The sequence below is a fragment of the Paucilactobacillus salsurae genome (genome assembly GCF_054784995.1).
Window position 1 is genome coordinate 336,120 of sequence record NZ_BAAHWX010000001.1, and the last position, 12,954, is coordinate 349,073.

The window sequence follows — 12,954 nt, forward strand, 5'->3', positions numbered from 1 at the left end:
GAAAAGCCTATCTGTTAGATCAATTTAATAAAAAAATAACACCAAAACAATGACGTTATGTCAGTTTTGCTGTTATTTAAGAAATAATAAGTATAATTAGAGCACTTTTTAACTGTGAGCAACCATGCGGCCGCTACCTTTTTTCATAATGACGCCTGTAAATGAACGGTTATTTTTTAGAAAATCAACGTAATTTTGTGCATCTTCGACATCAGATGTTTCAATTAAGTTCAAAGCATCCCGTTTGTTAATTCTAAAAGTTTTAACCGGCAGTTCAATCGTTTGTAATTTACTAGTAATCATTCGCGTTGCTTCTGATGAACTAGTAGCTTTTAACAAATACATATCTGCATTAGCATATGTGCATAAATAATAATAAATACGCACCATTGACAAACGACGTTGACGCAATTCTTGACGTTTAACGTTCACAATTTGCCCCAATTTATCAAAAGTTTTTTTATCATCTACATATTGTGCACAATATTCACAATGATCTGTATCTTCACCCAATTTATGATCTCGAATCGCATCGTGTTTTGTATATAAGTCAGTCATCTCACTGAGTAACAACCCACGATACTTTTTGAGATTTGATCGTCTATTCTTTTCGTATTTACTATTGTCGCTTGTTTGCATATATACTCCCCCAAATGAATGCAAATACTTTCCTCAAAAGATTGCATTTCCTATCTCGCATAGTGCACTTGCTATAAGAATATTATATATGCAACAAGGTTTAGTTGTTAAGGGACTTTTGGTACCGCAATTTTTTTTCTTTTCAAAAAGTTTGGGACTGTTTTTTTCTAACTTCACTAAAGAGACTGTATGAAACATTTATAAAAATGTTATAATAATAGTTAATATTATGACCAACGCTGGTGAAAAGTGGTGCATCTTGAATTATCAATTCTTACTCAATAACGATGATCTAATTTGTAATCAAATTGTTCAACTGATCAGTCAACGAACAGTTCAATCAGTGACTAAAACTGAATTGTCCAAACGTTTATCGTTAACTAATTATCAATTGAATAAATATTTTGACTTGATCAACAGCGACTTGATGACTATTTCAGGTGAAGAACCCACATATATCGACGAGCAAGATCATGATTTATGGCATGCCAATAATTTGAACACATTAATAGTGCAAAAACTGACACTATTATATTTAGAACGTTCAAATATGCTGCCAGTTTTTGAGTATAGTTTCTTTTATTCAAATCAATACTCTAAAGCGCAGTTCATGCGTGAACACTTTATGAGTAAATCAGCTTTTTTTAGATCACTAAAACAGCTGGATAAGGATCTCAATCAAATTAGCTTTTATCAACCAGTCAGTCATTATCAAGATGATGAATTCATTATTCGGTTGAAGTTATTTCAACTGTACTATACAGCATACAATGGTGTTTCAACGCCGTTTGCAGAGCTTGATGGGTTGGTGGAAACAATTTATGACTGCTTCAATGACTATTTTGATAAGCCCTTCAAACCAACTCAGCGCGCAAAATTTGGCATTTTTCTTAAAATTTGGGTACTCAGAATGCAAAATGGCTTCACCATTAGTAATTTGGACCTGCCAAATAGTCAAGACGACGTTAAATACGGACCATTAATGGTTCAAATTCGAGAAATTCTCGAACAGGCATTGACTGTTAACCAAGATGAAATTGATTATCTATATTGTTTCTTGTATACACAAGGCTATTTAACATTGACAACCCAGCAAAATGATCCCGCTGATTTTCCAATTGCTACCAAATTAACGCAACAGATGATTGCTGAAGTGGTTAATAATGGAATTTTAGTTGATAATATAACATGGGAAAAAGAGCGTTTAACTGCAAATTTAATGCAGATTCATTTGCAATTTACCACCTTTTATGTGGAGCCAACAACGTTCATTGATCCCGACCAAATTAGTTTTTTTCAAGATTTATACCCATCCTTTGACATTGTAATTACTAAGTTCATCACTAAGTTACAAGCAGATCCGGACTTACAAATTAGTCAAAAAATGGCCGTTAATCTTTATTTTAGTTATATGTTTGCATTGATTAATTCAATACCACCTACTGCATTAAAGGATAAAATTTTTATCTGTGTTGATTTTTCAGAAGGTACTTTATATTCTGAGTATGTCGTAAAATCACTAGGGTCGTTTAATCACGCCCACATTATCATTGAACCAGATGTGACCGACAATACGGATATTTATATTTCAGATTTCCGTACGGATGATGTTTCCGTTCCACAAATCATTTGGCAAGATCCACCAACACCAAATGATTGGTCACAGCTAGCGGATATGATTTTAGATCAAAAAAAGAGTAAATTGAATCACCTAAAACCACAAATTAAGGAGCAATAAAAATGACTAAAGTAAACTCACAATTTAATCATTCAGTAACTGTTAAAAGTTGGTTAACTGCTAGTCTATTTTCAGTAGCCTTGATTTCAGTAGGTTTAACTGATTCAAATGACACTCATGCTGCATCGTGGAGTTATTCTACAACGAGTCAAACACTTCCACCTGCAATTAAAGACACTAATGGACAAAGTAATACAACTCAAACAAGTACCGCAACTACGACTACCGAAAATTCTGCTACAAATAAATCTAATGAGCTTTCAGATGCTCAAGAAATTGTTAGGGTCAATTTGACAGTGAACGGTTCACTGGTCAGCCAAACAATTCTAAATACCCCTTACAATTCACCAATTACTAGCCAGCAGTTGACTAATCCACAGATGTTGCTCGGTGAAGTCAGTGGACGAGCACTGAAAGACTATCTAAAAATAATCAGTGGTACCACTTTTAAAGGCCAAAATATCGTCGGCACCGCATCTATTAGTGGCTCAAAAACTAATGCCACTTTGACTGTAGATTTGGGAACCTCAAATCAGTCTCAAACATCTAGCAAATATATTAGTCCTGATGATATGACTGATGGCTCACTTTCAACCACGCAAATTATGTCGATCAATGGCATTAATAAGCAGGTCACAATTTGGTGGGTTGAAGAAAAGAAGAGCGATGGTAGTACAAATTACCTAGCTTTCCTGTCACTTGAAGATGCTAAAACCTATACCACCGAAATGACCAACACTGGCACGTCAAAAATTTCACCAGAATCTGGCGTCCAATACGATATTTCTTTGACAATTGGTAGTGGTAATCAAACATCATCCGGAAACTCTACAGATAACGGTAATACAGCAGATACCAACACTGGTAGCACTACTACTGGGACAACTACCGGTTCAACAACGACACCAATTACTGATCCAAATAATGAACCTTCCACTTCACCCACTCAACAACCTGGAAGCAATCAGACTACCACTTCTACACCTACTGGTGAAACACAAACTAATCCCGGTACTTCAACCACAGAAACAACAAATCCTGGTCAAACTGGTAAACCTCAAAAAGATGTCGACTCGAACACCCCACCTATCACATCAAACGATGGGACTCAACCTAATGACACCTCAAAAAATGAAGACAAACCAATCCGTCAGGTCTCAGTTGAATATGTAGACGCCAAAAGTGGTAAAGTGCTGACTAGTGAAATCTTGACTGGTCTCTTAAACACGCCAATCAATTTTGATACACCAACATTTATTAAACAATATTTCCAAAATAATTATATTGTTTTAAATGACGAGACACTGTATGGTGGCCAATTTGATATGTCCCACACGATTTATAAAGTTTCTATGCAACAAGTTAACAGTAAGAAAAAAGCAACGTTACATCACGCTTCAATGCCTTCTGTTCAAAAATTTGCTGAAATGTTCCCTACGAAAAAATCTATTGTGGTATCCGAAAAATCAGCTGCCACACCTTCAACAACTTCTAGTTCGCAGACAACTGAGAGTGCTTCACAATCGACTACACCAAAAGCTTCTCAACCTGACGGTGCTGCAGTTAAGGCTGATAATAGCCAAGACACGCACACAAACCAATCAAAAAAACAAAGTACACCAACCTGGAAAAAATCACCCTTATCTTCTTTAAACGTCGTCAACAATCCCCAAAGTGGAGCTGTTGCCTTTGGAAGTGATCCAGATGAATTTTCTACTTTGGCGCGTTATTTTATCAGCATTTCTGGTAAAATTAATCTCGGTTCAAAATAAAATATAGAGTCAAAAAGTCGGATTCTCTTTTGAGAATCCGACTTTTCTTATTCCTGTTTATTATTCTTTAATGCTTATTGTTTCAATGATCACGTCGTCTTCAGGACGGTCAGACATATCTCGAGCAACCTGACTAATCTTGTCCACAACATCCATTCCTTTAATCACCTGCCCAAATACGGTATGGCGAAAATCCAACCACGGCGTGCCACCTTTTTTATAAGCTTCAATGATTTCAGCTGGATATCCGGCATCAGCCATTTGTTCGATCATTTGTTGATTGATATTTTGATTAGTTACAATAAAAAATTGACTACCATTCGTGTTCGGACCAGCATTAGCCATTGATAATGCACCATTTAGATTAAAAACTTCATCTGAAAATTCATCTTCAAAAGCGTCTCCAAAACTACTTTCACCACCAGCTCCAGTGCCAGTTGGATCTCCACCCTGAATCATGAAATCTGGAATAACGCGATGAAAAATGACACCATCATAGTAGCTTTGATTTGCAAGTGTCACAAAATTTTCAACTGTTTTTGGTGCCTGGTCTGGAAATAATTGCAATTGAATGATTCCAAAGGTTGTTTTAATCTGTGCTTGAGGCCCCTTTACGTTTTCGAGTTCTAATTGTGGATAGGTCATCATGTTTTCTCCTCTATTTTAAAAGTATGCATTCCATTATAGCAATTTATGTTTTACTTGGATATTATATTGTCACCCCTAACACAAAATAAAACCTAGTTCACCGTTTTTTGAACTAGGTTTGTTTTTGGTTTTGTCACTTGTTAAAAATTGAAATTGTTACGGCTTAAACTTCTAATCCTTGATCAACTGTTTCAGGAAATTCAGTTCTAACAATTTGAGCACACCGTGCACAGAGTTCTGGATATGCATCGTCACTGCCAACATCTTTTGTAATCATTCGACAGCGTTGACATAAATCTCCTTGGGCAGCAGTCACTTTTAAAGCAACTCCGTCATCAAATTGACTAGCATCAGTAGGTGCATCATCTAATGTTTCAATATTTAATTCTGATACTTCCAGCAATTGACGGACATCAGCATTTAATGAATCCAAAATTGCTTGATTGCCCTGTGACACATATAAATCAACTTGCGCTTCCAATGATTTACCAATTTGTTTAGAGTCACGTGCTTCTTCGAGAACTTTCAAAACATGTGAGCGAATACCCATAAACGCCGTCCAGTTCTTCAGTACTTCAGCTTCGTTATCGAAGTGCTGTACTTCTGGAATTTCAGTTAATTGAACAAACTCTTCTGGTTCTTTTAGATAGCCCCAAATTTCTTCGGTCGTATGTGGTAAAACAGGTGTTAATAACTTAGTCATCGTGACTAAAATTTGATAGAAAACAGTTTGCATTGATCTTCTAGTATGTGAATTTTCCGCATCAATATAAACGACATCTTTAGCAACATTCATATAAAATGCAGATAATTCAGTTGTGACAAAGTTCATTAATTTTTTATAAACGTCTAAGAAATCATATTCTTCAAAATGCTGTTTAACATTTTCTTCAAACTGATTTAACCGAATTAACATGTACTGATCAACTGATTCTAAATCATCATAATCAATGGCGTTTGTTTTCGGATCAAAATCTGTTGTGTTAGCTAACAAGAACCGCATCGTGTTACGGATTTTACGGTAACTTTCTGAAACCTGTTTTAAGACTTCCATAGAAACTCGCACATCAGAAGAAGAGTCGACACTAAGAACCCACAGACGAATAATTTCCGCACCCATTTGCTTGATTACTTTATTCGGATCGATTGTGTTACCAATCGACTTACTCATCTTCTTACCTTCACCATCAAGCGTGAAGCCTTGTGACAAAATTGTCTTATACGGTGCGTGTCCTGAGACGACCACACTCGTAATTAAACTCGAATTAAACCAACCACGATATTGGTCTGAACCTTCCATGTACATATCAGCCGGATAAGTGAGGTAATCACGCTCAGCTAACACACCTTGATGAGAAGATCCTGAATCAAACCACACATCCATAATGTCGGTTTCTTTTTTGAATACTCCATTCGGTGAATGTTCACTTGTAAAGCCTTCTGGTAATAGATCCTTAGCATCGCGATCAAACCAAACATTTGAGCCAAACTCTGCAAATAAATCAGCAACATGGTCAATAGTTTCTTTGGTCATGATTGGTTCGCCATCTTCACCATAAAAAATTGGCAGTGGCACACCCCAAACACGTTGACGTGAAATGACCCAATCTCCACGATCTCTGATCATATTGTGAAGCCGGACTTTCCCCCAGTCAGGGAAGAAGGTGACATCATCAATCGCACTCAAAATTTCATCTCTAATTTTATCTACAGAAGCGAACCACTGATCCGTGGCCCGGAAAATAATCGGCTTTTTGGTTCGCCAATCAAATGGGTAACTATGTTTGTATGGCATATATTTGAGGAGCAAACCGGCTTCTTTTAATTTATCAAGTGAGATTTGGTTAGCATCTTCATAAAAGACACCTTCAAAATCAGGTCCAGCTTCTTTTGTAAGATACCCTTGATCATTAACGGGTACAAAAACGTCCAACCCATATTGACGGCCAATATTATAATCGTCTTCACCAAATCCAGGAGCTGTATGCACTAACCCAGTTCCGGCATCAAGCGTCACAAAGTCTCCTAGCATGGTTACCATCTTTTTGTCTTTGAAAAATGGATGTTGTGCTAAAACATTGTCTAGCTCTTGTCCTTTGACTGTTTTAACTGTTTGTACATCTTCCCATTCAAACAATTCAGCACATTTAGTTACTAATTCTGTGGCAAGAACATATTTTTTATCATCACCACTATGTGTGACAACCGAATAATCAAATGTTGCATCAATCGTAATACCTTCAGAACCAGGAATTGTCCATGGTGTGGTTGTCCATACAACCATGTAAGTATCCGTATCTAAAACGCCTTTACCATCAACAACTTGTTCAGCATAAAACGCAGATGGTGAGGTGACGTCTTTATAATCAACTTCGGCTTCAGCCAAAGCGGATTCGGATGACCATGACCAGAAAACTGGTTTCTTACCACGATATAGGAGTCCTTTTTGTGCAAAATCACCGAATACGCGAATTTGGGCGGCTTCATATTCGTGTTGCAGGGTTAAATAAGGATGGTCCCATTCACCTGAAACACCAAGACGCATAAAACCTTCTTTTTGTTTTTCAACTTGTTCCAAAGCATAATTACGACACAAATCACGAAATTCTGAGGTTTTCATCTTCTTACGATCATAACCCATCTTCGTTAATTGCTGTTCAATAGGTAAGCCATGTGTATCCCAACCAGGAACATATGGTGAACGGTATCCAGTCATCGACTTATAACGAATAATCATATCCTTCGTAATTTTATTCATCGCATGACCGATATGAATATTACCATTAGCATATGGTGGTCCATCATGTAAGACAAAAGTTGGTTTTCCTTCATTTAATTTTTGTCGTTGCTCGTAAACTTTATTTTCCGCCCACACGTTTTGACGTTCAACTTCTTTAACTGGTAAATTTCCACGCATTGGAAATTTGGTTTTCCCTAAGTTTAATGTTTCTTTGATTCGCATTGGTGACATCCTCCTGACAAATATGTATATTTTTAATTAGCAAATAAAAAAATCCCCGTCCGCAAGGGACGAAGATATCGTGGTACCACCCAAATTCAGAGTCTAGTTGACTCTCTTTGTCATTTGTTAACAGTGATGAACCGACTTGATCTACATTGTTCAATCAAGTATTGAAAAGATGATCTATTAGTTTTGATGACCGGTTAACCTCTCACCAATTGTTAACTCGCTTGCGGTTCAATAACTAACTTGCTGTTCTTTTCATCATTTTATCGCTAATTAAATTTTGTTCTAGCTACTCTTTGCTACCATCATCTGGAAAAATAACAACTGTTTCACCATCGTCTGCAGGTTGTTGAGATTCCACAGGTTCATGTGATACTTCTGGTGCCTCAGATGAGGCTGGAGCTTCAGAACTTGATGCTATCGAGTTTACACTTTGATTTCCTGTATTGTCAAGCGTCTTTCCCAGAACTTTTTCAATTTCATCATATGAACTGACATCCACTTCACTTAACAGGTTGTCCCAGTCTTTACTTTTTACAACTTCAAGTTGTGATTCTAACATCACTTGTAGACGTTGGCGGAAAACTCTTGTTTGTTTCTTTAGATCATTTGTTTCAACAGTCAACTTTTTGGTTGATTGAGCAGCGTCATTAACGAGCTGATTAGCCTTTTCATTTGCCTCTGACACGATATCTGTTGCTTGCTTTTGTGCTTCACGTAACGTAATATCTGCTTCCTTTTGTGAATTTGACTTCACCTTATCGGCAGCTTCTTGCGCTACTAAAATTGATTGATTCAATGAATCTTTCAAATCAGTAAAGTATTTCAACTTTTCTTGATCTGACTTAACTGTTTCTTGTAATTCTTGATTTTCTTTTTGTAATTGTGCATAATCCGCAACCACTTTATCCAAAAATTGGTTTACTTCGTCTACATTGTAACCTCGCATTTTGGTCGAAAATTTTTCATTTTGAATTTCATCTACTGTTAAACTCATTATATTGCCTCCAGTTAACTCGCTGTCACGGTTGCCAATGTGACTCGAATTTTATTTTTTTTTGTTGTGCCATCAATTTCGATTAATTTAATTCTTCCTGCATGACGAACAGAAATCATATCGTGCACTTTTATCGGGTAATCTGGTTTAACTTCGGTTACCCAATTTAACCGGACATTACCACTTTCAATCAACGTTTTAGCGCGATTTCGTGAATAGTTAAATGCCGTTGACACAATAATATCAATTCTCAATGAAGTTGCTGTTGTTTCCCGCACTTCCCAGTCAGATACAGGCATGAGAACAGCTTCTGGTGACACTTCAACCAATGCCACTTTTATATTCGCAACTTTGTCGACATTCAGTTCAAAATATTGCGCCATTTTTTCATCAACAATAACCTGCCATTCGCGTCCATCCGTAATAATATCTCCAAATGAGCTGCGTTCGATTCCTTGACTAATCAGTGTGCCAAGTATTTGACGATGTTTCAGTTCAGCAAATTTTTGTGGATATTTCACTTGCAAAACCTGTAATTGAAAATCGGCTTTGGTTGGTTGATAGTACGCTGGGTATAGCAAAACTCGTTGCATTTCCGCATCATCATAACCACCAAAGCTTTGATAACTGACTTCATCATCATGACGATTAATTAACGATTGCGCAATATAGAGTTGACGAGGGTTTAAAAAACCTGTTAAAACAGGGCGATACTGATCAATTGCTTGACTAACCGCATCATTTATTTCATCAATAATCTGAGTTTCATCTGCCCGAAAATGCTGGTAAACTTGCTCGTCCACAATTCAAACCCTCTCTTAAATAATTAATTGATAAACAATCGATTGCAATGCATCGACACCATATTGGGCAAAAGATAACACCAAAATCGCAACAATCGGTGAAAAACTTAATCCAGCAAAACTGGGAATAAAATCAAATAGTCGAATGTAAGGCACCACCAACTTACTAATGAGCTGTCCTAAACGGCTTTGATACGCACCTGGAAACCAAGATAATAGAGCCCACACCACAATCAACATCATATAAAAATATAACAGTCGGTTGATCGCATAAAATATAAATCCAATCACTGCATTACTCCTTATAGATTGTCATTTTCTTGTGTTAAGTTTGTGGACAAATTGCCGGTAACTTCATAGTTATGTGGGGTACATAAGAAGATCTGATCACCAACACGTTCGATGGCCCCTTCAATGGCGTATACCGTTCCATTTAAGAAGTCCACAACTCGTTTAGCAGAATCGTTATCCATCTGCGTGAAATTAACAATAATGGCACGATTATTAAGCAATTGAGTTGCAATTTCTTTCACATCAGAATAGATTCGTGGTTCAAATAATGAAATTTTACTTGTTTCGCTAGGACGTGATGAATTAATTGACACTACTTTTTGATTGCGACTACTCGTAGTTGCCGTTGGTTCTTCATAGTATTGTTCTTCATCTTGTGGTTCTTCATTCATCCCAAAAAAATTATTTAGACTAAATTTAGCCATTTTCAGCATCTCCTTTGGTCAAAAATCAAATTACTGATCTGAATCAGAACGACGGCGTTTGAAAAATGGTGGCGTTTCTAATCCATCGTCATTACTGTCATCGCTCACATTATTGGTATCATCACTGAAAACATTAAAATCTGGTTTCTCAACTTGATCAAAATTTGTTTCAGATTGAGTATCCTGATCTGCGGTGTTTTCAGAAGTCTGCATATCCCAACCATCGAATGGATCATCTTTTTTGTCAGAACGTGGTTGTGCTTTTGTAGTAGCTTTGGCACTGTTAGCTCGTTGCTTATCAATACCAGTAGCAATCACTGTAACTCGAACTTCATCGCCGAGACTTTCATCAATCGAGGTTCCGAAAATGATATTAACATCAGTCGTTGCTGCTTGTGTCACAATGTCTGACGCATCTTGGGCTTCAAACAATGACAGATCTGGGCCACCGGTAATGTTCAATAGTACATTTTCAGCACCATCAATTGAAACTTCTAACAATGGTGATGAAATAGCTTTTTTAGTTGCTTCAGCAGTTCTGTTCTCACCATCAGCTGAACCAATTCCCATTAATGCAGATCCTTGATTCGCCATAACGGTTTTGACATCAGCAAAATCCAAGTTAACATAGCCAGGTGATGTAATTAAATCAGAAATACCTTGAACACCTTGACGCAACACATTGTCGGCTTCTTTAAAAGCGTCCATCATTGGTGTCTTTTTGTCGACAATTTCTAATAGACGATTGTTAGCAATCACAATTAACGTATCAACATTTTCTTTTAGTTTAGCCACACCTTCAGCAGCATACTTACCACGCTTTGGTCCTTCAAAACTAAATGGGCGAGTGACAACACCTACCGTCAATGCGCCCTGATCTTTAGCAATTTTAGCAACTGCAGGGGCTGCACCGTTTCCAGTTCCACCGCCCATACCAGCAGTCACAAATACCATATCAGCGCCTTCAAGTGCCTGAGAAATTTGCTCTTCACTTTCTTCAGCGGCCTTTTGCCCAACGTCTGGGTTAGAGCCTGCACCTAATCCACGAGTTAATTTAGGTCCTAATTGAATTTTTGTCTCTGCTGCAGAAGACTCAAGCGCCTGCACGTCAGTGTTGGCCACAATAAAGTCAACACCCTTAACATCTTCTGTAATCATTCGGTTAACGGCATTGCTACCACCGCCACCAACTCCGATGACTTTAATTTTTGCGCCAAATTGTTGGCCAGCATCCATTGAATAATCCATGTTTAACATCCTCCGTCATTTACTTAATCAAAGAAATTGTTGAAGAAACTTTTGACGCCTTCTAAGCGATCTTTTTTTGGTTTTTCTTCGTTTTCATTTGCAACTGTTGTTTTTTGAACTTTTGGTGCTTTTTGTGATGGTTGCGGTTCTGGTCTCTTTTTACTTGTCTTAGCTTGATGGGTACTACGCTTTGGCATGCTAGTTTCATTATTGGAAATTCGCCTAGTAACATCAGCATTTGCCACAGCTTGTTTCACAATCACATCAATATCAACTAATTTCGATTCATAAATTGCAAGCGCAATTCCTTGTGTAAACCCAGGATGGCGAATGCCCATTTGATTAGGCACATATGTTTTTACATTTGTATTGAACATTCTTTGAGCTAATTCCACGATTCCTGGTAATGCAGCCACACCACCAGTAATCACAATACCACCAGGCAATTCGAGGCCCTTAATAGGCATCAGACGATCATGAATTCTTTCAAAGATTTGCATAACCCGTGCTTCAATAATTTCCGCAAGGTAAGTTTCACTAACAGTGGTTGGTTCCTGTTGGCCAACTACTTCAACTGAAAACTCATTAGCGTCATCCGCCTGGCTACTATCTGCAAACCCATAATCACGTTTGAGGCGTTCAGCATTTTGTAGCGAAGTGTTAAGGACGATGGAGATATCTTTTGTGATAAATTGTCCACCCTCTTCATCAACATAACTAAATTTTAACTGATGATCATGAATGACACTGGTCGTCGTCTGGCCGCCACCCATATCGATGACAACCGTACCAAAGTCTTGTTCACCGTCATTTAAAATATTCGTGTCAACTGCGAGTGGTGTCACAACCATGTCACGAATTTTTAAGCCAGCTTTTTGAATCGCTTTTTTGGTATTATGCACAATGGTTTTTGGCCCTGTAAATAAAGTTGCATGTAATTCCAACCGCACGCCAACCATTCCACGTGGATCTTTAATTTGATCGAAACCGTCAACGATAAATTCATTAGCCAACAAATCAATAACTTCTCGCTCAGGCGCAATATTTTGCGTTAATGCCTCTTTAGCAACGGCAAATACATCTTGATCTGTGATTTCACGCGATTGGTTTTGTTCACCAACAGTGACCATGCCTTTGCATTTTTCAATTTTTAAATAATTAGCTGGTATTCCCACGACGACATCATTGATTTTGACATTTGCTTTTTCTTGGGCTTGATTAACAGCTGCTCTGATTGCTTGAGCTGTCTTATCAATGTCAACAATAATTCCACGATTTAGTCCGGCTGATGGCTGGCTTCCAACTCCAACAACATTCAATTGACCTTTTACATTTTCACAAACAATCGCTTTAATCGAGGTGGTTCCAATATCTAATCCAACAAACAGCCCTGAATTATCCATGTTCGAGGAACCCTCCTATGTC

Annotated in this window: 11 protein-coding genes; 2 read left to right on the forward strand and 9 right to left on the reverse strand. The window is 37.6% G+C overall.

Going from position 1 to position 12,954, the window contains the following annotated elements; all coding sequences use genetic code 11:
• Positions 1–108: 108 nt before the first annotated feature.
• Positions 109–639, reverse strand: coding sequence for a hypothetical protein (locus tag ACYVQZ_RS01720; protein ID WP_461239673.1), 531 nt, complete (start codon positions 637–639; stop codon positions 109–111).
• A gap of 259 nt (positions 640–898) precedes the next feature.
• Here ACYVQZ_RS01720 and ACYVQZ_RS01725 point away from each other — a divergent pair, with 259 nt between their 5' ends.
• Positions 899–2,377: a hypothetical protein gene (locus ACYVQZ_RS01725; RefSeq protein WP_461239674.1), complete on the forward strand. Its 1,479-nt coding sequence runs from the start codon at positions 899–901 to the stop codon at positions 2,375–2,377.
• 2 nt (positions 2,378–2,379) lie between these two features.
• Positions 2,380–4,149, forward strand: a complete 1,770-nt coding sequence (locus ACYVQZ_RS01730) for a mucin-binding protein (RefSeq protein WP_461239675.1) — start codon at positions 2,380–2,382, stop codon at positions 4,147–4,149.
• A gap of 60 nt (positions 4,150–4,209) precedes the next feature.
• Here ACYVQZ_RS01730 and ACYVQZ_RS01735 read toward each other — a convergent pair whose 3' ends face one another.
• The 8 genes from ACYVQZ_RS01735 to ftsA form a co-directional block, all read right to left on the reverse strand.
• Positions 4,210–4,797 carry a peptidylprolyl isomerase gene (locus tag ACYVQZ_RS01735; RefSeq protein WP_461239676.1) on the reverse strand — a complete coding sequence of 196 codons (588 nt, stop codon included), beginning with the start codon at positions 4,795–4,797 and terminating at the stop codon, positions 4,210–4,212.
• Between the two features lie 163 nt (positions 4,798–4,960).
• Positions 4,961–7,759, reverse strand: a complete 2,799-nt coding sequence (gene ileS / locus ACYVQZ_RS01740) for an isoleucine--tRNA ligase (RefSeq protein ID WP_461239677.1) — start codon at positions 7,757–7,759, stop codon at positions 4,961–4,963.
• 295 nt (positions 7,760–8,054) lie between these two features.
• Positions 8,055–8,762, reverse strand: a complete 708-nt coding sequence (locus ACYVQZ_RS01745) for a DivIVA domain-containing protein (RefSeq protein ID WP_461239678.1) — start codon at positions 8,760–8,762, stop codon at positions 8,055–8,057.
• Positions 8,763–8,776: 14 nt separating this feature from the next.
• Positions 8,777–9,565: a YlmH family RNA-binding protein gene (locus ACYVQZ_RS01750; RefSeq protein ID WP_461239679.1), complete on the reverse strand. Its 789-nt coding sequence runs from the start codon at positions 9,563–9,565 to the stop codon at positions 8,777–8,779.
• A 15-nt stretch (positions 9,566–9,580) separates the two neighbouring features.
• On the reverse strand, positions 9,581–9,856 hold the full coding sequence (locus tag ACYVQZ_RS01755; RefSeq protein WP_461239680.1) for a YggT family protein: 276 nt from the start codon (positions 9,854–9,856) through the stop codon (positions 9,581–9,583).
• 11 nt (positions 9,857–9,867) lie between these two features.
• Positions 9,868–10,281, reverse strand: coding sequence for a cell division protein SepF (locus tag ACYVQZ_RS01760; RefSeq protein WP_461239681.1), 414 nt, complete (start codon positions 10,279–10,281; stop codon positions 9,868–9,870).
• A 30-nt stretch (positions 10,282–10,311) separates the two neighbouring features.
• On the reverse strand, positions 10,312–11,529 hold the full coding sequence (ftsZ, locus tag ACYVQZ_RS01765; RefSeq protein WP_461239682.1) for a cell division protein FtsZ: 1,218 nt from the start codon (positions 11,527–11,529) through the stop codon (positions 10,312–10,314).
• Positions 11,530–11,552: 23 nt separating this feature from the next.
• Entirely contained in the window at positions 11,553–12,932 is a 1,380-nt protein-coding gene (ftsA, locus tag ACYVQZ_RS01770) for a cell division protein FtsA (protein ID WP_461239683.1), read from the reverse strand.
• Between the last annotated feature and the right edge of the window lie 22 nt (positions 12,933–12,954).

What these genes read in the sequence shown, in the direction of transcription:
- ACYVQZ_RS01720 (WP_461239673.1), bottom strand. Translation starts at nt 639, where the DNA reads ATGCAAACAAGCGACAATAGTAAATACGAAAAGAATAGACGATCAAAT.
- ACYVQZ_RS01730 (WP_461239675.1), top strand. Translation starts at nt 2,380, where the DNA reads ATGACTAAAGTAAACTCACAATTTAATCATTCAGTAACTGTTAAAAGT.
- ACYVQZ_RS01735 (WP_461239676.1), bottom strand. Translation starts at nt 4,797, where the DNA reads ATGATGACCTATCCACAATTAGAACTCGAAAACGTAAAGGGGCCTCAA.
- ileS (WP_461239677.1), bottom strand. Translation starts at nt 7,759, where the DNA reads ATGCGAATCAAAGAAACATTAAACTTAGGGAAAACCAAATTTCCAATG.
- ACYVQZ_RS01745 (WP_461239678.1), bottom strand. Translation starts at nt 8,762, where the DNA reads ATGAGTTTAACAGTAGATGAAATTCAAAATGAAAAATTTTCGACCAAA.
- ACYVQZ_RS01760 (WP_461239681.1), bottom strand. Translation starts at nt 10,281, where the DNA reads ATGGCTAAATTTAGTCTAAATAATTTTTTTGGGATGAATGAAGAACCA.
- ftsZ (WP_461239682.1), bottom strand. Translation starts at nt 11,529, where the DNA reads ATGGATTATTCAATGGATGCTGGCCAACAATTTGGCGCAAAAATTAAA.
- ftsA (WP_461239683.1), bottom strand. Translation starts at nt 12,932, where the DNA reads ATGGATAATTCAGGGCTGTTTGTTGGATTAGATATTGGAACCACCTCG.